The sequence below is a fragment of the Vibrio sp. ED002 genome, assembly GCF_023277445.1.
In the GTDB taxonomy this organism is placed as follows: Bacteria; Pseudomonadota; Gammaproteobacteria; order Enterobacterales; family Vibrionaceae; genus Vibrio; species Vibrio jasicida.
This window is the reverse complement of record NZ_CP080239.1, coordinates 1,210,722-1,232,180: the sequence shown is the minus strand read 5'-3', so window position 1 is coordinate 1,232,180 and position 21,459 is coordinate 1,210,722. Positions and strand designations below refer to the sequence as shown.

The window sequence follows — 21,459 nt, the reverse complement described above, 5'->3', positions numbered from 1 at the left end:
AATCTATATTAACTAATTATTCATTGTTTGTTGTGATATCTACTATTTAGATAATTGTTAATCTAAATTTCATTTCAAATCTAAACCAAAATTTAGGTTATAACTCATATAACCATAGGTGATTGAACTTACCGTTATCCTCTATTTAATTTAAATGCAGCGTTAAACAACCTGTTATTTGTAAATTCGCGTTGGAAATCGAACTTTCCGAGGCTCGATTCAGTTCGTCCGCGATTTATGCAGGTTTGTTGACGCGTGCGTTTAATTGAATAAAAGATGGATAAAATCCTATGAATATCGTGAAACCGTCTGTTGTCGTGATGGCAGCAGCAATCCAGTTTGCGTCCCCCGTTTTTGCTGAGACAGATACAGATAAAGAACTACAAGATATGTCCGATCCTCTTGCGGTTTATACCCAAGCTGGCTTTGGCATTACGGACAAAGGGGCAAACATCAAGATAGGCCAAACTTATAAAGCGTCTCAATCGGGCACGATGGCGATGAACGTTATCGAAGTCAAAGGTATTGGTGGCGAACTGTTTGGCATTCGAGATGAAGATGACCCGTTGTACAGCAAATTGGATGACAGTATTGATTCCTTCCGCCTGCGTAATTTCCAAGTTGAAGTTGCGAAAGGATTGGGACGTCAGCTTGATGTGAACTACGACGTGGATGCTGACAAGTTGGATGCGTCGTACAGCTTCATCAAGGCCTTACCGAAGCTTGGTGTTGTCCAGCTATACCCATTAGCTGGTGCAGGTGTGACGATTGCCAATGACTTCAGTGGTGAAGACAACGGCTACGAGATTCCAGGTACATATACTGTGGTTGGTATGTACTCGAAAATCGATATTACCGACAAAATTTGGATCAACTACAACCCGATGTATATGCACACCTTGTCGGGCTCAAGTGATTATAAAGACACGTATTATGCGGGTGAGGATAATATCTTAACGCATGAATTTGCGATTTCTTACCAAATAACACCGCGTTCAAATATTCGTTACTTCGCTAACTGGAATGAACAAGTAGACTTTGGCGATGGTGACCACCGTATCGAATACAACTACCAATTCTAATACGACTCATAAGATAAAAATAATTTACGCATTTTTGCTGTGTGATGTTTGGTCACACATTAAGTGGAAATAACAAGGCGCATCAAATTTTAAGCGCGTTCGTCGTTGGTTTTATTTCAGGCGACAAGATGAAAACAAAAATAGAAGAAAGACTAATCGCTTAGTCGGTTTTATTTCTCATTCAATCCACAAATTGCCTGTGCTGTGTGTGATGGTCAGTCCTTTCACTGATATACAACCAACGCCGCAGTACGGGTTTTCTCCTAACATACTTATAGGTTTTAGTATGAAAAATCTTACCAAAATAGTTGCTGTGGGGTCCCTCATCTCGTGTGCAGCAGCGCAAGCAGGAGGTCTATATTTGTATGAGACTTCCACCACAGACATTGGTTTAGCGTCTGCGGGTATGGCGGCAAGAGCGCAGGATGCCTCGGTCATGGCGGCGAACCCTGCGGGTTTGTCTAATGTGGCGGGTCAGTCATTTTCAGGTCACTTGATCAGCTTGTATGGCGACACAACACTGGACACACTTGGTGGCGGTGACGCAGGTAACATCATTGGTTACGTGCCACTTGGTTCTGCGTTTTATAGCCAACAAGTGAACGATAAGTGGACGCTTGGTATTGGTATGTACGGCAACTACGGCTTGGGTCTGGAATACGACAAGCTGTTCAGCCGTATTGATATTCCTAATGCAATTACTCAGGCCGTGACGGTTCAACCTTCTGCTTCATACCGTATTAATGATCAATGGTCTGTAGGTGCTGCATTGGGCATCCATTACGGCATTTTAGATATGGATGTCAAAGTTGATGGTACGGCAATCGCTGGTGGCATTGAAGATACTGAAACTCAAGTCAATGGCCGCGTTGGTGTGCTGTATGAGTTGAATTCAGGTACTCGCTTAGGTCTGTCTTACTCGAATGAAACTGAGTTCGAATTCGATGATAAAGACTTCTCGACCAGTGCCGTTGCGCCTCAGCAGTTGGTATTCAGTGCTTACCATGAGCTCAATGACAAACTGGCGGTGATGGGTAACTTGAACTGGCAAGATTGGAGTGCTTACCAAACACTGATGGATGTAGAAACACAAGACACCTACCAGATTGCTTTGGGTACACAGTACAAGGTTAATAGCAAAGTGATGTGGAATGCAGGTTTCGCCTTTGACTCAAGCATGTACACAGACCAATCCAACGGTGATCTGACTATCCCAACTGGCAACGCTTACCGTCTGGGTACGGGCATTGATTACAAGATTGATGAAGCAAGCACGGTTTCAGTTGCCTTTGAAGCGACCTTGATTGAATCGTCTGAAGTGAAAGGTCGAGCGGGTAACACGATTGCAAGCTTTGATGATCCAGCGTTGTACTTCTTGAGCATTGGCTACAGCTGGAAAAACCAATAATCCGGCGTTAACGCAATCACTAGATTAGCGATACAACGAAAAGCAGCGGTAAGCACGTCCTAGGCTTACCGCCGTTTTTGTTTGTAGCGGGACGGTATCAATTAAACTGAACAAAAAGCACAAAGTAAAAAGACGAAAACGAATTCGTCGAGGAAATTTGAAATGAACAACACGTTTTGGCTGGCATGTGCAGCGTTAGTTTTAAGCTCGTCGGCTCTGGCTAGCGAACGCGTTCCCAAAGAGAACAAAAACAAATTAGCCGATGACCCTACTAAGGTTATCACTAAGTTTGGGGCATCTTATTCCAACAACTATGATTTTGATGACCAGAACATCTCATTCTCTGGCTCGCTGGCATTAGATGAAGCGCGTAAAATTAACGTTCGCATCAATGATGATGCCAGTGAATGGCGTGTGGGCGGTTCGTGGTTGTTCCCCGTTGGTATTGTGAACTTCAACTTTGGTAAGAATGAATACACCAATGGCGCAGACCAAACCAATTACAGTGTTGGAACCTTTGTACCTTTGAGCTATTTTGGCATCGAGCCAGCAGGCTTTCAGATCTTCCCAATGGCAGGCTACACCTATAACGATGGCGATGTGCCAGTTTGTGATGGCGCAGAGGGCAGTGCATGTTCAGCCCCTGGTTTTACTGGCACACCTAGCCCAGAGAATGGGTTCAACATGATGAACTCTTCAGGCAGTAGCGGTTATTTGGGAGCATTCACATTGAAACCCCTAACAGAGCAACTAACGTTGATGGGGTTTGCTGGTGGATCTTACGGTTCGGAAAACAGTGAAGGGGATAATTACCAAGGCGTTTTTGGTGGAGTAGGCATGAGCTATCTGGTGCAGAAACGTCACTCCTTTAATGTGATGACGTTTGCCATGGACAACAACACTTATCTCGATGACCCTGACAAGCGTATCATCTTCTCATACCAATATCAGTTTGAATAATCGAGCATGTGTCATACCACTCGCTACTTCACGAGTGGTATGTCCAATCTCGTTCACCCAACCGTGTGAAAGGGATTTGCGCTTATTGGTCAATTTCAAATTTTGTACGAAATTGATTTTGCAAAATGTACATACGTTTCACATCTCTATAGCTGCCATTAATGAAGAACTCTTGCACTAAATGACCTTCCTCAATAAAGCCACATTTCTCATAGAGATGAATCGCCTTTTCGTTGTCGAGTGCCACCAATAGATAAATTTTGTGCAAGTTTAAGATTGAAAACGAATAATCAAGTGCACGATTAATGACCTCTTCCGCGTAACCTCTACCTTGATGATCAGGGGCGATAATAATTTGGAACTCGGCACTACGGTGAATATAGTTAATTTCAATTAGCTCTACTAGGCCAATAAGTACGCCTTGCTCATCCTCTACTACAAAGCGACGTTCTGCATCATCATGAATGTGCTTTCTGTACAATTCTTCTAATTCATCATGCGACTCATACGGTTCCTCAAACCAATACGTCATGATGTTGCGGTTATTGTTGAGATCGTGAATAAAACGCAAATCAGAACGTTCTAAAGCGCGAATTGTGAGTCCATTTCTCATTGTCTTTCTCCCAATAGGATTCGATATCCAAGTTGCCTCAAGAAACTAAGTTTTAGCGAGAATGACTTGGTTTGGTTAACCTCATCATAGCGTAATAGGGGGAAATCTCCCCTTTACTTATGCGAAGCTGAATGCGTAAAAGCGATCTCTATCAAACCTTAACAAAGCCTTGAAAAACAAGGCGTATAACAATAATAAATGTTAATCATAACGACAAAAAACCTGATTAGGCTAAGGGGGCGATTTCAGCTTAAATACCGCCAACGACTTAAGGTCATAATCTACATAAACAGGGTATTAAATATGTTTTCAATCGGTGACGTAGTAGTAGCTACTAAAGGTATCGATCTTGGTGAAATGGTTGTTACAGGTCTAAGCAGCGGCGGTTTTTACGTACGCGTTAAAGCTGGCGAAGCAACGCTAACTTACCCAGCTAAAGACGTTAAGAAAGCATAATTTAATTTGCTGACTTGCAAAAAAGGTAGCTTACGAGCTGCCTTTTTTTGTGCCTATATTATTTTCCTTTACCCCTTCCACCATTCTTACTTTATTTCGTTCTGAATTATTTTTAATCGAATTTAATATGTTTGGTTAATATATTGGAGCTCCCGTCATTTTTGACTCATATCAATAAAAGTTCTAGTTTTAAGTTGTTGTTTTTATGTTGTATTTTTTACGTTCGTCGGCAAGTGTCTGTTTTAAAAACTATTAGATGTTAAATCCGCTTCTCATCTAAATATTCGATTAATATCTATTCCTTTTTCCCATTTTTAAAAATATCGGTATTTCAATAACTTTCGCCGCAACGGATTAGGGGAAAGTTATGAATAAAAAGAAAATTACGCTAGGGATCGTTGGAGCAGGCTTAGTGGCTTACTTAGGTACTGTCTACATGGTGAAGCAAGACGATCAAAAAGTGGCTCAACAACAGTTAGTGCAGTTCAGTTCTCTGGATAAATCGACGCTAGATTATCAAGCAATGAAGGTGCTCTCAGACAAAGGCTGTGGTTATTGTCATACGCCAAACAGCGAAATGCCTTTCTACTCAGAAATGCCAGTAGCAAAACAAATCATGGAAGCTGATGTTCGTGTTGCCATGCGTCACTTTGATATGACCAATCTGTTTGACGACGTGAAGCAGAATGATCCTGTCTCTGAAGTCGCATTAGCTCGTTTAGAAAAGGTGTTGTACGACGATTCAATGCCGCCGCCTATCTATCTCACGATGCACTGGTCAGCGAGCATGTCCAAAGACGAAAAGCACACCTTGTTGAAGTGGATTCGTGAGAAGCGCGCTGACCGTCATGCCCAGTCTCCGGTATCTGAAGAACGTAAAACCAAAGTTCTACAACCAATTTACACCACGTTCGAAACCGATGCAGACAAGGCTGAATTAGGTAAGGTGCTTTATCACGACACGCGACTATCAGGAGACAATAGTGTCTCATGTGCGTCATGCCATAGCCTTGATACAGGCGGCGTGGACCGACTCGTAACATCTGTTGGTATTCATGGCCAAGTGGGTGGCATCAACGCGCCAACCGTGTTTAATGCTGTGTACAACAAACTGCAATTCTGGGATGGCCGTGCTGCGGATCTGCAAGACCAAGCGGGTGGTCCTCCGTTTAACCCTATTGAAATGGGTTCTGTGGATTGGGATGAAATCGTCGACAAGTTAAGCCAAGACCCAGAAATGGTTGCGATGTTCAAAAAGGTTTACTCAGGTGAGATTAATGGCAACAACATTACGGATGCGATTGCCGAATTTGAGAAAACCCTAACCACACCAAATAGCCGCTTCGACCAATACATGATGGGTGATACTCAAGCGCTGGACTCGCACGAGAAATACGGTTTAATGTTGTTCAAGAAGTACGATTGTCAAACCTGTCACGCAGGTGAAGCGATGGGTGGTGAAACGTTTGAAACCATGGGCATGAAAGCGGATTACTTTGCTGAGCGTGGTACTGACATGACGGATGCAGACCTTGGTCGTTACAACTTCACTGGCAACAAAGAAGATAAGCACAAGTTCAAAGTGCCAACCTTGCGTAACATTGAACTGACACCGCCATACTTCCACGATGGACATGCCGATACGCTAGAAAAAGCCATCTACGACATGGGTAAATACCAAGTCGGAGTGGAAATGTCGGATGAAGAAGTTGATGCCATCAAAGCGTTCTTAAAAACACTGACGGGCGATTACGAAGGCCGTCCTTTAAGTTAAGCTAGGGCATAACCAACAAGTTTGTTACCGATAAAACGATAGACTTCGCAATCGAGACCACCTTTGATTAAGGTGGTCTTTTTTATGGAACAAATTCAATCAAGTAGGGATAGATATGATTGATCATTTTGAAATTAAAGTTGTGGATTTTGACGCCTGTGTCGCTTTTTACTCCAAGGTGCTTATCACTTTGGGCATCGAACTAAAATGGTCGGACGAAGCAGCGGCAGGCTTTGGATTAGTTGGTGAGTCCAATACGCGTTTCCTGATAGAAAAGAGTGACCAAAGTGCCCCTTGCCACATTGCGTTTAAAGCGAATGACAAGGCTTCCGTCGAGGCTTTTCATAGAACAGGTATCGAAGCTGGGTTTACTTGTCATGGAGAGCCAGGTTTACGTGAACACTATGCGCCCAATTACTACGCAGCGTTTTTTTATGATCCCGATGGTAACAACATCGAAGCGGTGGTTTATTTATATGGTGTTAACTATAGGATGAGTCAGTGGGTATTTACTGATCGAACGATCGCTAGGTCATTGGTTTTACGATCAAGATAGAAGATAATCGAGCTCCTATTTCATCCCTATAAAAAGAACGAAAAATACTATGAAAGTTGTCGTCACAAAGGCACAAAAACAGCACGCTCAAGGCATTACCGAAGTTCTCAATCCCATCATAGAAGAGGGCTTATACACAATCCTTGATACCACCTTCACCCCAGAAGAGGAAGAAGGCTTCATTGAAAGCTTTCCTGAAACGGGTGTGTTCAATGTGGCATTGAATGTAAAAGAAGCGGATGAGGATGAGAGCGCCGTACTGGGTTTCCAAAACGTAGAGCCTTTCGCCAGTTATACCAAGGCATTCGCTCACGTTGGCATTATTGGTACGTTCGTCGATGCCAAGTGCCGTCGACAAGGTGTCGCTTCAGCGCTGTTTACCGCCACCTTTACCGATGCTAAATCCAAAGGTTATGAAAAGTTGTTTGCTTATGTTCGAGAGGACAACCCCAACGCGCTCGCAACGTATCTAAAACATGGCTTTGAAGTGGTCGGCACTGCAAAGAAGCACGCCAAAGTTAACGGCCAGTACATCAATGAAGTTATGATCGAGAAGTTTCTCTAACGCCTAGAAGGAAAGCAAGATGCACAAGTCAGCAGGTATCATCATTAAAGACGGCGCGTTGTTAGTGCTGCGCTCAAAAGGCAAAGACACCTTCTATGCGCCGGGTGGAAAACTGGATAGTGGCGAAACGCCAGAGCAAGCGTTATGTCGCGAACTTCAAGAAGAAGTGAGCATTGCCGTGAAGGAAGGTGCCTTGACGCTGTTTGGTCGCTTTGAGGCGCCTGCACACGATAAAGACGGCATTACTTTGGTCATGGATGTGTTCTTCGTAAATGATTATTCGGGCGAGGTGGTTGCCAGTAACGAAATCGAAGAGTACCAATGGGTAGACTCTTCAAACGTGGATGATATCGCGATAAGCACGATTTTCCGCAATGAGGTCTTCCCGAGCTTGGTTGAGCAAGGACGAGTAAAATAACGCTAAATCTCGGCCAGAATAAAAACGCCCACAATGCGAACGTATTGTGGGCGTTTTACTTCTTGAATCTTTTTCTACAATTCATGTTGACCTGTCTATAACTCTACAGTTTAAGATGCTTTCATCAGCGCTGAGGAAAATTACATGTATCGGATATCGGAACTGGCAGAAATGCTGGGTTTGTCTCGCACCACATTGCTCTATTACGAGAAGATTGAGCTCATCAAAGGGCAACGGTTAAGCAACGGCTATCGCGCTTACAGCGATGCGGATCTACAACGCTTGCGTTTGATCCAGCAATTGCAGAGTGGCGGACTGACGCTCAAGGAGTGTAAAGCTTGTTTGGAAGCCAAAGTAGATCGCCAGTTGATGTTGGAAAGACTCAAACAGCTCGATGAAGAGATTGAGCAAAAGCAGAAATCGCGACAGCTCTTGGCAGCGCTGCTTGGTGAAACACCGTTAACCGATTGGCATGAATCGTTGGATGAAGTCGCGCCGGATGCGCACTTGAAATGGCTAATGACGCAAGGTTTTAGCGAGAAAGAAGCCCTTCACTTACGTTGGTTATCAAAAGATATGAATACTCACGACGACTACATGGCGGACTTCTTCCGCGTATTTGAAGCCTTGGAGTTTTGGGGGCCAGGTTCAGAGCAAGATACGTTGAAAGCATTGGGCCTATTACCAACTCAGCCTGATGAAATATTGGAAATCGGGTGCGGGCAGGGCATTGCGACTCGTACTTTGGCAAAACATGCACACATCACAGCGGTCGATAATGACGAGCCGTCTTTGCAACGCTTGCAAGGCAAAGCACAAGCTCTTGGTCTAAATGACAATATCACCACGGTGTGTGCGAGCATGACAGAACTGCCATTTGCAGAAGGCTCGGCCGATGTCATTTGGGCGGAAGGCAGTGCTTACATCATGGGTGTGGAGAATGCATTCAAAGCATGGCGCCCATTGCTTAAGGACGGCGGTATCTTAGTGGTGAGCGATTTGGTTTGGAACACGGATACACCAAGTGAAGATACGGTGGCGTTTTGGCAAAAAGAATACCCAGATGTGGGCAGTGTCGAGAAGCGTATTGAGCAGGCGAAAGCAGCAGGCTACCGAGTGTTAGAGACGTTCCCAATTAGCCAACAGGCATGGGATAACTACTACGTTCCTTTAGATGAGCGTGTGCAAAGTTTGAAAGCTGAGATGCCAGCATCACAAGCATTAAAAGACATACAAGTTGAATTAGATATCGTTAAACGCCGTGGAAATGAAGTGGCGTATCAGATGTATATCTTACAAAAAGATTGATAGAAAAATGAACGAAACAACAAATCAAAATACTCAAAAATCTAACTACACACTTTCTCAGTATGAGAGAGGTATGAGCAGCGAGATGATCGCTTTGTTTACTCAAACCTTTTCTGATTCTGAAGGCGAAGCAGAAGGCAAAACCATTGGCGCATTAGTCGGCGATTTGTTAACTACAACGTCAGATCAAGAATTGAAAGGCTTTGTTGCGAAACAAGGTGAACGCTTGATCGCAGGCGTGTTGTTTACACCGCTACGCTTTGAGAATGGTGAAGTGGGTTACTTATTGTCGCCAATGGCAACACTAACAGAGTGCCAAGGCAAAGGCGTAGGACAAGCCCTTATCAACTTTGGCCTTGAATACTTGAAACAGCAAGGTATCGAGTTGGTGTTTACCTACGGCGATCCTAACTTCTATTCGCGCGTTGGTTTCCAACAAGTGACGGAAGCGCAGTTCAAAGCGCCTCATACTTTGAGCTTCCCACATGGTTGGTTGGCACAATCACTTGCAGGTGAATTGACGCCAATCCAAGGCACATCCTCTTGTGTGCAAGGTTTGGATAGCCCTGCTTACTGGTAACTCATGAAGCTCCGGCAATTGGTTGGCCTGACCTGAACGAAAATGTATGGTCCGCCCCGTTATTGCAACTACAATTTAGTAATAACGGAGTTGGTTTGCGCTAATGTATTCGGAGTCCACGTTGGGAACATTAACTTCCCCGCTCCACGATGATATCCGCGCCAGATTATCCTTAAAAGCCCCAAAGCAACTAGGTGCTATTTTTTGTATCAGGTTACTAATCTGGCCGTTCGACCGTTTTTGTCATCACGTTCATTGGCGTTGCAAACTTGGTTATGGCTATACAGCCTTAAAAGCTTGGCGGTGGTACAACACCGCCCAAGCTATTCTTGCTAGCTTATTGGCAAGTGCGACTACCACTACATTAAACGGCTTTGTTGCTCGTAAATTGACTAACCAATCTCCAAACACTTTTCCTGTTGTTTCTATCCTAGATAGCACGGACCTCGCTCCATGTATAAATAGAGCGCGAAGGTGTTTGTTCCCTCGTTTACTCATGCCTAATAGCTTTGATTTACCACCCGTTGAATACTGCCTAGGAACGAGTCCTAGCCATGCAGCCATCTCGCGACCTCCACCAAAGTTTGAAGGAGAACTGATATTGGCCACACACAACGTTGCTGTTAAATCACCAATACCAGGAATACTCTTCAAAAGTTCGGCATTTTCATTATTTTCAGTAATCGCTTTCAGTTTTCTATCTTGAGTAGATACTTGCTCATTTAGGTATTTATAGTGCTCATGAATCGAGAGCAACTCAGCGACCAGACTCGGTGGTAGCTTTATATCTTGCTCGGCCAACCACTGAAATAGCGCTTTCATCTTGGCATGGCCTTTAGGAAAACTCAGCCCAAACTCAAGTAGTATTGCTCCAATTCGGCTCATACAAGCCGTTCGTTCTTTTATATAACCATCCCTGACTCGATGGATAGCTGCGATTACCTGAGCTTCCTCCGATTTGGCAGAGACAAATCTCATGTTCGGTCGACTCGCTGCTTCTGCTATCGCAGCAGCATCAATAAAGTCGTTCTTATTACCTTTGACGTAAGGTTTTACATATTGAGGCGGGATAAGTCGAACTCGATGCCCATAGGCTTCACAATTTCTCGCAAGCCAGTGAGCACCACCACAGGCTTCAAAAGCGATGATGGTAGGTTCAAGTACAGATAAGAAACGGAGTAGTTGGCTTCGACTAAACTTACGGCGAATAACGTCTTTGCCAGTGTGATTGTTGCCAACCGCATGAAAGCAGTGCTTGCCTAAATCGATACCTAAGATGTGAATGGTAGACATATGGTTCACCTCGTTCTGAGAGCCTACTCTAAGCGTAGGGCTTGAGAGTGAGGCGGACCATATAATTAGCCCCTCTGCGATGAACTTGCAGAGGGGCTTTTTAATGCGTTCTACCAGGTCTTCACGGTAAGGACCATCTTGCCCACGTGTCCCTTCTCTTGGAATGCCGCTTGCGCTTGGTTGATTTCTTCCAGTGGGAATGTCTGTGCGACTAATGGTTTGATGTTGCCTTGTTCAATATGATGAACCAAGTTTCCAAACACTTCAGGCTCAAGGACGGTACAACCAAAGAAGCTGAGATCTTTGAGGTACAGAGTGCGCACGTCTAACTCAACCATCGCGCCGCCAATGGCACCTGATACCGCGTAACGACCTTTCGGGCGCAAGACTTCAAGGAACTGTGGCCACTGGTCGCCAGCAACCAAATCAATCACCACATCGACGCTGTTACTGCCAAGCGCTTCAACAAGATTTGTATTACGTGGCACGACTTCATCTGCGCCCAACTCCAGCACTTGTTCATTTTTGCTTGGGCTTGTGATGGCAATAACGGTGGCACCACGCGCTTTGGCAAGTTGAATCGCCGCAGAGCCGACCCCGCCAGAAGCACCAGAAATCAGGACACGATCTCCTTTGGCAACACGAGAGCGCGTGAGCATGTTTTCTGCCGTTGAATACGAACATGGGAAAGAAGCAAGTTCAACGTCAGTCAAATCCGTCTTTAGCTGGTAGGCGTGCTTAGCTGAGACCACGGTGTATTCTGCAAAACCACCGTCGCATTCTGAGCCAAAGTACCAAGGTGGATTAATGGTTTCGCCATTTACATCGCTCAAGCAAGGTTCAATCAGCACGCGTTCACCTATGCGGCCTTCATCCACCATACTACCCACGGCAACGATCTCGCCACAGACGTCAGCGCCTTGAATACGTGGGAGAACCAGTGCATTGCCGCTCCAACTTGCATCCTCGCTGTCATTGTCACCTTTTGAATACCAGCCAATACGCGTATTGATATCGGTATTGTTCACGCCTGCAGCGGATACACGAATCAGCACTTCATTCTCTTTTGGTGTTGGGACAGGAATATCTTGGCGGTATTCCAACATTTCTGGTCCGCCGTGACCGGTCAATAGAACACCTTTCATTGTGGTTGGTAGCGTTGTCATGATTAATCTTCCTTTAGCAATCTTAAAACAGCTTGTTGCGCAGAGTTCAGAGCCTCGTTACCCAGTACTGGCCAAGCGCTGGACACGCCTTCGTGCAATAAGAACAGCTGCGTGGCGAGGTCTTGGCGAAGGCTCTGTTTACCCAAAAATTGTCGAACGTCTTCTTTGTGTGCTTTCACGGTTTGGTTGATGATGTCGTGCTCGGGAAATGCCGCAATCGCGTTCATCGACATGCAACCATGCGGTGCGTAGTCTTCCATCCATTGTTTGAGCTTGTTGAATACGTGCTGAGTCGCTTCTAGCCCGGCTTGTGGCGAGTTATCCAGCAGGAAGTTTAAGTAGCGCTGGTGGCGGTGTTCTAACGCGGCCACGATCATGTCTTCCTTAGATGGGTAATGCTTGTACAAGGTGCGTAGGCTAACGCCACAGGCAGTCTTGAGCTGTGCCACACTAGGCTCGGCAAATCCAAGCTCGCTAAAAGCTTGCTCTAAACTGGCAGCGATCTGTTCTTTCAACATAGCGTCTTCTCATGAGTAGAATGATTGTTCTACTTTTAGGGTAGAGCGATCGTTCTACTTGTGTCAATGTAAATCGAGAAATAAAAAAAACGGAGCGCAAAGGCTCCGTTTAAAATCATTGAGTTAGATCTAATAAGTTTGGTATTGGTCGACAATCAATTGACTGATCTGAGCAATCACTTGGTTTCTTGCTTGCAATGACAAGTCTGTCTCTGTGATATAGATGCTGACATAAATCGGCTTATGATTCTCTTTCCAAATCATCGCTGTCACGCCCCTAGAGCCAAAACCGCCAGCGCCAGAGCGGTCGGCAATCGACCAACCTTTCGGTAGGACTGAACGAATAAGTGGATCCGAAACCTTATTATCCTGCATCCAAATTTTAAGTTGGATGCGAGATTCGTAAGATAGCGCATCGCCTTCTAGCAGAGTGTGCAGAGTGTTTACCATGGCGTTAGGTGTTGTGGTGTCTTGCTTATCGCCTGGTTTGGCTTCATTCAGTCTTGGCTCAAAACGGTCCAACCTCGTCGCTTTGTCGCCAAGAGAGCGTAAAAAGAGCGTGACCCCTCGTGGACCACCAATGCTGCGTAATACGATATTTGCTGCGGTGTTGTCACTCATGAGCATCGCTGCTTCACACGCGTGTTCGATGCGGGTGGTTTGACCTGCCATACGATCCATTACAGGTGACCATACCACCATGTTACGTTCTTCGACTTTCGCAGTGGCGTTTTTATCTAGCTTTCCGGTGTCCATTTGATTCAGCATTGTGGCACAGGCAAGAGTTTTGAAGGTACTCATCATCGGGAAGCGTTCATCGCCTCGGTAATCCCAATGCTCGTTACTTTGTGTATCCCAAATCGCCACACCGATTCGACCCGCGATGTGTTGTTCGATGGCAGAGATGTCTTCGTTCAGTTTGGCGGCGTATGTTGCACTCGAACAGACTAACAATCCGAGTAGCAGAAATAGCTTTTTCATTATTGATTTTCTTAGTGTTATTTATTCCAGTTCGCACCTTGGCGAATTTAGCCGGAACTATAACGAGTGAATACTCTAATGACTGTTAGATTATTGTCTTTTTTCTGTAGGAATCCTTGCATATGTCGAGCTTTACCCGCTTTTACTCTTATTGACGTTGCTTTACATGTGAAGCGCTAAAGTAAAGTTGTCGATTAACCGAGTAACCAATCATGAAAACATTCCGCAACCTCATCTGGGCAATGATCGCCGCGATGTCCGTAGTATGGTTTGCGATGGAACCGCAGCTTTTCTCTTCTACCAATGTCTTTGAATGGCGATCTGCCATGATCCAATATTCAGGCATTCTGTCTTTGATGCTGATGTCGATCACCATGGTGTTGGCAATGCGTCTTCCTGTGGTTGAAAACTGGCTACACGGCATGGACAAAGCGTATCGAGCCCACAAATGGCTCGGTATCGGTGGCGTTGCATTAGGTCTGGCGCACTGGCTTTGGTATCAAGTGCCGAAGTGGCTAGTCATGTCTGGTGTATTAGCAAGACCAGAGAAACACACAGGTGCTGGGCCTGAGGGTAACCTCTCTGGAATCGAAGCTTGGGTTCATGGTCTGCGCGACCTTGCTCAAGGCATGGGTGAGTGGGGCTTCTACATGCTGTTGGTTTTGCTGGTGGTTTCTCTATGGGGAGCAGTGAAATACAAACCCTTTAAACTATCGCACCGCTTTATGTCGGTGGCGTATTTGCTGATCGCGATTCACTCCGTACTGCTGCTCAAACGCGCGTATTGGGGCGAGCCTGTTTACTATCTTACTGTTGGTTTTGCAGTCGTCGGTTCGGTTGCCGCACTTTACAGTTTGTTTGGCTTCGTTGGTCGCCGTAATAAACATTCTGCGGTTGTGGCGTCGACACGTTATTTCCCTCTAGCTGAAGTGATGGAATTGGTCGTGAAACCAAATGCGTCTTGGCAAGGTCACAAGGCGGGGCAATTTGCTTACTTACGCTTTGGTGATGAAGATGCCCATCCGTTTACTATCGTATCTGGCAGTGAAAGCAATGAATTACGCTTCCTAATCAAAGAGCTAGGCGATTTTACTACCGGCTTGTATGAGCGCGTAAAAGCGGGCGATGCTGTAATGGTCGAGGGGCCTTACGGACGTTTGGAATTTGATTTAGAGAAACCTCAAATCTGGATTGCTGGTGGGGTAGGGATTGCTTCTTTCTTTGCCGCTTTGGAAGCATTGAAAGTGCAAGCGCAAACTAGTGACGTTCATTTGTTTTACTGCAGTCGCGGTATCGACGGCCAGTTGGTTGATGAACTTTGGCACTTAGCGCACCAAGCAAGCGTCAAACTGCATGTGATAGATACCATGACATCGCCACGTTTGAATGCTGAACGTATTGCTGCTCAGTGTGGTGATTTGAACCAGTATGAAATGTATTTCTGTGGACCAGAAGCGTTCTCAAAAACACTGAAAAAAGAGCTGGATGCGCATCAATTTAATATTGAGCAGAGTTATCACGAAGAGCTATTTATTATGCGCTAAGTGTCAAGATTGTTAGTCATAAGTTAGCTCAGTGGTGAGCTTTTTAAGCCTCAATTTCGATATTCAGAAATGGGTAGGGTAATAAGCAAATCCAAACCGAGAGAGTAAAGATGACTATCACATCAAAACGCATTCTAGCGCTAACAACATTGGCAACTGTGACCGCTTCAGGCCACGCATTGGCAGAAGGACGTAATAATTCGATTGAAGCGGGTGCGACCTTTGTTGGCGACCACGAAATGTATACCTTGGGTTACAGCCGTGATGTGGGCAACAACATCGTCACTGGTGGTGGTATTTTCGTTGGTTCTGACGCAATTGATATGCCCGTAAAGAACGATCAGGACGCTTGGGGTATGTACGCGAACATTGGTTACCGCTTTGAAATTGCTGAGTTCGATATCATTCCTAAGCTTGGTATCAACTACTTTAATGCGGACGTTGATATCAATAGTGGCACTCACTCTGGCCAGAGCATGAACATTGATAGTGTTTACGCTTCTGTTGGCGGTACGGTTAACTGGCGCATGGTTGGCCTAACGGTTGATTACGGTAAGATCAACGACTCAGCGGTTAACCCGATCAATGGTAAAGAATTTGAAGAAGATGTGGTTCGCGCTACGTTGAGCTTCAACTTCTAACGTTTTTCATCGACCTTTATATTTTTGTCGTTTTATTTTTACTGCACACACTGCTTGTTTGCCGCCTGTACCGGGCGGCTTTTTTGTATGTCCAGTATGCCAGTAATGACCATTGAAGTTACAAATCGTTGAGAATATCGGATAGGTGCTTTTCTAATTTCACTATCGTTGGGTGTTGATAATAGCCACGGTGAAATTGCAAACCAATATCGAAATACATCTGTTGATTGTTTTGAATCAACGGAATCTTTTTGATGTTTTGTGGTAACACTGAGTCAGGCAAAGTAAAGCAAATCATCACGTAATCGGTTTTAGTTAGCCAGTCTAACGCTGCATGAACAGAGGGGACGGTGAGGCGTTTGGTTAGCGCGAAACCCAACTGACGTTTCACTCTCTCATAGTAAATTGCATCATCGAGCGCGCCCATGGATACTCGTACTAACTTTTCACTTTGTAAGCGCAGAATATCAATTTGTTCTGCTTGCCAGAGTGGATTGCTCTTTGAGGTATAGAGATACAGGCCAAGTTCGCCAATTTTTCTTTCTACCACACGCTCATTCATCACCGAAGGGTAACCTGAAATCCCAACTGCAAGTGACCCTGCTTTGGGAAACTCAATGCCGTCTAAATTCCAGTCAACCATAGAAAAATCGTCAACATTTTCATGTTGCTCAAGCAACTCTAGTAAAGGAGTGGTTAGAAGAGCACTAAGAGGATTAGGGACGAAGAAACGAAATTGCGTTGGTTGAGAGGCGGCTTCAAGTACATTGATTTGAGTCTGTACTGACTCTAGCTGTTCAAGCGGTTCTTCAATAAGACTCATCAGTTGGCTGCAAAACAACGTAGGTTGGTAAAGCCCCTTATTGGCGATAAACAACTCATTTCCAAACAACACTCGGCACTCGGCTAATTGGCGATTAAATGTTGCTCGACTGATATCGAGTGTATGACACACTTTAGGCATCGATTTTTGTTCAAAAATCAGGTTTAAAAAGCGATACAGGTTGAGGTCTATGGAGTGTTTCACAAAGCGCCTTAAGCATAAATTTACGTCGTTGGTTACGACATTGTGTGGTGTTCAAAGGTTCAAATTTGAGCTTCTTAACCGTCAAAAATGCGCACGTAATCCACGTATTCTGAGAGTGGTAAATCGACGTATTCATTGCTCGGAGGTGTCATGCTTAAAGATCTGGTTGGCTTATTCATTTTGGTGCATTTGCTTAGCGCTCCAGTGTTTGCAGAAGAGAGAGAACCCTTTATCGCGGGTGGCGTGACTTTTTTGGATAAGCATGAGGTCTTGAGTGTAGAGATGGGTGCAGAAGTGTTACCCAATATCAATTGGTCACTCGGCTTCAATGCACCGATAGATAGCGGTGAGCGAGAGCATTTCGGCACGCATTGGGCAGAGAAGCAAGTTTGGGGATTACATACTGCGTTGGGCTACGAAATTCGCGTAAACGATGTGTTGGCGATAACGCCGCGTATCGGGTTGAATTACAACAATGTCGAGATTGAGTATTTTGAAGAAGAGACGGGTGAGTATGTCGACACAGACAGCCAAAACAACTTTGAACCAACCTTAGGCGTCAAAGTCGATATTGCTAGCGTTGGTCTTATTGTTGAAGGCTACAAAATTGACGAGGACATCAGCTTATCGGAGGAAGATGAGATGGCGGTTCGAGTCATGGCAGCCTATAACTTCTGAGCCGATGCTAATACGTAAGCATGGATTCAGAGAGAAAAAAGGAGCTGAAATGTCAGCTCCTTTTTGGTTTGCAAGTACGATTTACAGCGTAATGTTCTTCGTCATGCCCGCTTCTGCATGGCCCGGAATGTTGCACGCGAACTCAACGTTGTTGTCACCGTGGAAATGCCACAACAACTGCTTCGCTTTACCCGGTTCTACCGTCACAGAGTTGCCCGAGTCGTGCATGTGATCACCGCTCATTGTCTTCATCATTTCGCGATGTTCTAGCTGTTCTTTGGCAGAACCGATTGTGAACTCATGGTTGATCTTACCTGTGTTCATCACCACAAACTGCACCACATCGTTTGGCTCAATTTTAACGTCTTTCTTGAACTTGATGGTCATGTCATCACCCAAGATAACGTGTACCACTTTGTCTGGCTTTGTCCCTTTTGCTGGCATACCAACTGCCGACATGCCCGGCATATCCATCATGTTTGAATGGTCCATTTTACTGTGGTCCATCTTCATGCTGTCGTGGTCCATGTTTGAATGATCCATTTGGGCAAACGCAGTCGTTGTTGTTAGGGCTAGAGCAAGAGTGATTAGTGTCTTTTTCATTTTTATATCCTTGTTTTAATTCATTAATAACTTGGTTGCTTCCCCTCAAAACGGCATGTTTGAGGGGAAGGTAGGGATTAAGCCTTGTTACCAGTGCGATCTGTGCTGTCGGCGTTTTCGATTTGGTTGCCAGCTTGCGTGTTTGTTTGACTAGGAGTTGAGTTGCCTGAGCGCAACTCGCGTTGTTTCCACAGCTTGAAGATGGCTGGAAGCACCAACAACGTCAGCAGCAGTGCCGATGCCATACCACCAATCATTGGTGCGGCGATACGTTGCATCACTTCTGACCCTGTCCCTTCGCCGTACATGATCGGAATAAGGCCAATAATGACCGTCAGTACCGTCATCATTACTGGGCGAACACGCAGGCCTGCACCTTCACGAATGGCATCGGTTAAGTCTTTTGCCTCAAGCTTCTGTTTGCTCTCTTCTGCATCGAGTTTTTTGTAGTGCCATGCTTGGTTGAGGTAGACGAGCATAATGACCCCAATTTCAACCGCGACACCTGCTAGGGCAATAAAGCCGACCCCAACGGCAATCGAGAAGTTGTAGTTGAGGATATGCATGAGCCATAAACCACCGACCATTGCGAGCGGAAGGGTAAGCATGATGATCATCACTTCTCCGACACTACGGAAGCTGAAGTAAAGCAGCAGCATAATGATGGCGATGGTGATTGGTACCACGACGCTCAAGCGGTCTTTTGCACGCTCCATGTATTCGTATTGACCAGACCAAGCCAGCGAGTAACCCGCAGGAAGCTCAAGTTGATCGGCCACGACTTGCTGCGCTTCCACGACGTAAGAGCCAAGGTCACGGCCATCGATATCGACAAATACCCAGCCATTCGGACGCGCGTTTTCCGTCTTGATCATTGGAGGGCCGTCTTCGTAACGAATGTCCGCTACGTCAGCCAGTGCAATACGAGCGCCATTGGGTGTCACTAACGGTAGGTTTTGCAGTTTTACCACTGAATCACGGTAGTCTTGTGGGTAACGAACGTTGATTGGGTAACGCTCCAAGCCTTCGATGGTTTCACCCACATTCATGCCGCCCACCGCGGTGGAGATCACCTGCTGAACGTCTTTGATGCTCAAGCCATAACGCGCTGCGGCACGGCGCTTAATGTCGATCGTGACATAACGACCACCTGCTACACGTTCTGCGTAAACCGATGCTGTGCCTTGTACGCCATTAAGAATTGGCTCCAACTGAGAACCGATCTTTTCAATCACTTTCAGATCGGGTCCGGCGATCTTAATGCCGATAGGGGTTTTGATGCCTGTTGCCAGCATGTCGATACGCGTTTTGATAGGCATTACCCAAGCGTTAGTAAGACCAGGGAACTGAACCAGCTTGTCGAACTCTTTGCGCAGTGACTCGGTTGTTACCCCTTCACGCCATTGATCGCGTGGCTTCAACTGAATCACGGTTTCAATCATGGTGAGTGGCGCTGGATCGGTTGCGGTCTCAGCTCGGCCAATCTTGCCCCATACGGTTTTCACTTCAGGAACGGTTTTGATCAGCTTGTTGGTTTGTTGTAGAAGCTCACGCGCTTTACCAATCGAGATACCCGGATAGGTCGTTGGCATGTACATCAAGTCGCCTTCATCCAGCGGCGGGATGAACTCGCTACCCAGTTTACTGGTTGGGTAGTAAGCCGACGCCATTAGACCTAATGCAATAACAATCATGGTCTTAGGGTATTTTAAGCTGGTGTTCAACAGCGGACGGTACAACGCGACCAAGCCACGGTTAACTGGGTTTTTGTGTTCCGGTAACACCTTACCGCGAATGAAATAACCCATAAGTACAGGGACGAGCGTGATTGCTAAACCTGCTGCCGCGGCCATAGCGTACGTCTTAGTGAACGCAAGTGGCGAGAACATCTTGCCTTCTTGACCTTCTAAGGCGAACACAGGCACGAAGCTCAGAGTAATGATCAGCAATGAGAAGAACAGCGGTGCGCCGACCTCTTCTGCGGCTTTGCCAATCACTTGCCAGCGGTTTTTGTCGGTCAGTGGCGTTCGTTCAATGTGCTTGTGAACGTTCTCGATCATAACAATCGCACCATCCACCATGGCACCGATGGCTATCGCAATACCACCCAAGGACATGATGTTGGCGTTGATGCCTTGCCAATGCATCACGATAAACGCAGTGAGAATGCCGACCGGTAGGCTCAGAGCGATAACCAACGAAGAACGAATGTGGAATAAGAACAACGCGCACACAATCGCAACGACGATGAACTCTTCTGCAAGCTTCTTCCATAGGTTTTCTACCGCGGAATCGATAAGAGTAGAGCGGTCGTAGGTTGCAACAATTTCCACGCCTTCTGGTAGGCTGCGTTGTAGGTCTGCGAGTTTGTCTTTGACTTTTGCAATCACTTCACTGGCGTTTTCACCAAAGCGCATCACGATAACGCCGCCGACCGCTTCACCTTCGCCATTCAGCTCTGAGATACCACGGCGCATTTGTGGACCAAGGTTAATGTCAGCGATGTCGCCTAGTAGCAACGGCGTGCCTTTCTCAGTGACTTTTAGAGGCAGTGATTTGATGTCTTCAATGCTGGTTAGGTAACCCGTGGTACGAACCATGTGTTCAGCTTCCGCAACTTCGATAACGGACGCGCCGGTTTCTTGGTTACCGTTTTGGATTGCCATGTTCACTTGTTGCAGAGTGAGGTTGTAAGCACGCAGCTTGGCAGGGTCAATCTGCACTTGATACTGCTTCACCATACCGCCCACGGTAGCGACTTCAGAGACACCATCAACGGTTTGCAATTCGTACTTCAAGAACCAGTCTTGCAGGCTGCGAAGATCCGCCAAATCATGCTTGCCGGTTTTGTCTTGTAATACGTAGCTGTAAACCCAGCCCACGCCCGTTGCATCAGGACCTAGGGTTGGTTTTGCGTTCGGTGGTAGCTTTGGTGCTACTTGGCTTAAGTACTCCAATACGCGTGAACGTGCCCAGTACATGTCGGTATCATCGTTGAAAATGATATAAACGTAAGAGTCACCAAAGAAGGAGTAGCCACGAACCGTCTCAGCACCCGGCACGGCAAGCATGGCGGTGGTGAGTGGGTAAGTAACTTGATCCTCGACGACTTGAGGAGCTTGACCCGGATAGCTTGTCTTGATGATCACTTGCACATCAGAAAGATCCGGAATCGCATCAACAGGCGTATTCTTTACACTGTAAAGTCCGCCTAATACAAGGGCTAAGGTCGCGACCAACACTAGGAATCGGTTGCTCAGTGACCAACGAATAATAGCATTGATCATA

Annotated in this window: 20 protein-coding genes and 1 pseudogene; 13 read left to right on the top strand and 8 right to left on the bottom strand. The window is 45.9% G+C overall.

Annotated features, from left to right (window positions below; genetic code table 11):
- Positions 1-290 precede the first annotated feature (290 nt).
- The 3 genes from ITG12_RS22125 (at position 291) to ITG12_RS22115 (ending at position 3,450) form a co-directional block, all read left to right on the top strand.
- On the top strand, positions 291-1,082 hold the full coding sequence (locus ITG12_RS22125; RefSeq protein ID WP_038876727.1) for a hypothetical protein: 792 nt from the start codon (positions 291-293) through the stop codon (positions 1,080-1,082).
- 286 nt (positions 1,083-1,368) lie between these two features.
- Positions 1,369-2,490 carry an outer membrane protein transport protein gene (locus tag ITG12_RS22120; RefSeq protein ID WP_248874008.1) on the top strand — a complete coding sequence of 374 codons (1,122 nt, stop codon included), beginning with the start codon at positions 1,369-1,371 and terminating at the stop codon, positions 2,488-2,490.
- Between the two features lie 162 nt (positions 2,491-2,652).
- Positions 2,653-3,450 (top strand): hypothetical protein, encoded by a 798-nt coding sequence (locus ITG12_RS22115; protein WP_248874006.1) that lies wholly within the window; start codon positions 2,653-2,655, stop codon positions 3,448-3,450.
- Positions 3,451-3,532: 82 nt separating this feature from the next.
- Here ITG12_RS22115 and speG read toward each other — a convergent pair whose 3' ends face one another.
- On the bottom strand, positions 3,533-4,063 hold the full coding sequence (gene speG / locus ITG12_RS22110; protein ID WP_248874004.1) for a spermidine N1-acetyltransferase: 531 nt from the start codon (positions 4,061-4,063) through the stop codon (positions 3,533-3,535).
- 303 nt (positions 4,064-4,366) lie between these two features.
- Here speG and ITG12_RS22105 point away from each other — a divergent pair, with 303 nt between their 5' ends.
- The 7 genes and pseudogenes from ITG12_RS22105 (at position 4,367) to ITG12_RS22075 (ending at position 9,720) form a co-directional block, all read left to right on the top strand.
- The gene (locus tag ITG12_RS22105; protein WP_095760490.1) at positions 4,367-4,519 is read left to right on the top strand and encodes a hypothetical protein; all 153 of its coding nucleotides are present in this window, start codon (positions 4,367-4,369) and stop codon (positions 4,517-4,519) included.
- A 367-nt stretch (positions 4,520-4,886) separates the two neighbouring features.
- Positions 4,887-6,293 carry a cytochrome-c peroxidase gene (locus ITG12_RS22100; RefSeq protein WP_248874003.1) on the top strand — a complete coding sequence of 469 codons (1,407 nt, stop codon included), beginning with the start codon at positions 4,887-4,889 and terminating at the stop codon, positions 6,291-6,293.
- 115 nt (positions 6,294-6,408) lie between these two features.
- Positions 6,409-6,768: pseudogene (locus ITG12_RS22095) on the top strand (VOC family protein); the annotation flags it as partial.
- A gap of 130 nt (positions 6,769-6,898) precedes the next feature.
- Positions 6,899-7,414 (top strand): GNAT family N-acetyltransferase, encoded by a 516-nt coding sequence (locus tag ITG12_RS22090; RefSeq protein ID WP_038865199.1) that lies wholly within the window; start codon positions 6,899-6,901, stop codon positions 7,412-7,414.
- 19 nt (positions 7,415-7,433) lie between these two features.
- The gene (locus ITG12_RS22085) at positions 7,434-7,832 is read left to right on the top strand and encodes an NUDIX domain-containing protein (RefSeq protein WP_248874001.1); all 399 of its coding nucleotides are present in this window, start codon (positions 7,434-7,436) and stop codon (positions 7,830-7,832) included.
- 144 nt (positions 7,833-7,976) lie between these two features.
- Positions 7,977-9,140, top strand: a complete 1,164-nt coding sequence (locus ITG12_RS22080; RefSeq protein WP_248874000.1) for a MerR family transcriptional regulator — start codon at positions 7,977-7,979, stop codon at positions 9,138-9,140.
- Between the two features lie 7 nt (positions 9,141-9,147).
- A complete protein-coding gene (locus tag ITG12_RS22075; RefSeq protein WP_248873999.1) occupies positions 9,148-9,720 on the top strand; it encodes an N-acetyltransferase in 573 nt (190 codons plus the stop codon).
- A 279-nt stretch (positions 9,721-9,999) separates the two neighbouring features.
- Here ITG12_RS22075 and ITG12_RS22070 read toward each other — a convergent pair whose 3' ends face one another.
- The 4 genes from ITG12_RS22070 to blaCARB all read right to left on the bottom strand — a co-directional run bounded on the left by ITG12_RS22070 (position 10,000) and on the right by blaCARB (position 13,678).
- Complete coding sequence (locus tag ITG12_RS22070; RefSeq protein WP_248873998.1) at positions 10,000-11,013, bottom strand: IS110 family transposase; 1,014 nt, start codon at positions 11,011-11,013, stop codon at positions 10,000-10,002.
- A gap of 110 nt (positions 11,014-11,123) precedes the next feature.
- A complete protein-coding gene (locus ITG12_RS22065; protein ID WP_248875072.1) occupies positions 11,124-12,182 on the bottom strand; it encodes an alcohol dehydrogenase family protein in 1,059 nt (352 codons plus the stop codon).
- The gene (locus ITG12_RS22060; protein ID WP_005435424.1) at positions 12,182-12,697 is read right to left on the bottom strand and encodes a TetR/AcrR family transcriptional regulator; all 516 of its coding nucleotides are present in this window, start codon (positions 12,695-12,697) and stop codon (positions 12,182-12,184) included. The genes ITG12_RS22065 and ITG12_RS22060 overlap by 1 nt, the downstream gene beginning before the upstream one ends.
- A gap of 129 nt (positions 12,698-12,826) precedes the next feature.
- Positions 12,827-13,678, bottom strand: coding sequence for a CARB/PSE/RTG family carbenicillin-hydrolyzing class A beta-lactamase (gene blaCARB, locus ITG12_RS22055; RefSeq protein WP_038865209.1), 852 nt, complete (start codon positions 13,676-13,678; stop codon positions 12,827-12,829).
- Between the two features lie 212 nt (positions 13,679-13,890).
- On the opposite strand from blaCARB, the gene ITG12_RS22050 reads away from it, so the two are divergent.
- Entirely contained in the window at positions 13,891-15,222 is a 1,332-nt protein-coding gene (locus tag ITG12_RS22050) for a ferric reductase-like transmembrane domain-containing protein (RefSeq protein WP_104048483.1), read from the top strand.
- A 110-nt stretch (positions 15,223-15,332) separates the two neighbouring features.
- Positions 15,333-15,863 (top strand): hypothetical protein, encoded by a 531-nt coding sequence (locus tag ITG12_RS22045; protein WP_041056864.1) that lies wholly within the window; start codon positions 15,333-15,335, stop codon positions 15,861-15,863.
- Positions 15,864-15,981: 118 nt separating this feature from the next.
- Here ITG12_RS22045 and ITG12_RS22040 read toward each other — a convergent pair whose 3' ends face one another.
- Complete coding sequence (locus tag ITG12_RS22040) at positions 15,982-16,890, bottom strand: LysR substrate-binding domain-containing protein (RefSeq protein WP_248873997.1); 909 nt, start codon at positions 16,888-16,890, stop codon at positions 15,982-15,984.
- A gap of 150 nt (positions 16,891-17,040) precedes the next feature.
- Here ITG12_RS22040 and ITG12_RS22035 point away from each other — a divergent pair, with 150 nt between their 5' ends.
- Entirely contained in the window at positions 17,041-17,568 is a 528-nt protein-coding gene (locus tag ITG12_RS22035) for an autotransporter domain-containing protein (RefSeq protein WP_248873996.1), read from the top strand.
- 81 nt (positions 17,569-17,649) lie between these two features.
- Here the strand turns inward: ITG12_RS22035 and ITG12_RS22030 are convergent, their stop codons facing one another.
- Positions 17,650-18,171 (bottom strand): cupredoxin family protein, encoded by a 522-nt coding sequence (locus ITG12_RS22030; RefSeq protein ID WP_248873995.1) that lies wholly within the window; start codon positions 18,169-18,171, stop codon positions 17,650-17,652.
- 77 nt (positions 18,172-18,248) lie between these two features.
- Positions 18,249-21,458 (bottom strand): efflux RND transporter permease subunit, encoded by a 3,210-nt coding sequence (locus tag ITG12_RS22025; RefSeq protein WP_248873994.1) that lies wholly within the window; start codon positions 21,456-21,458, stop codon positions 18,249-18,251.
- Between the last annotated feature and the right edge of the window lies 1 nt (position 21,459).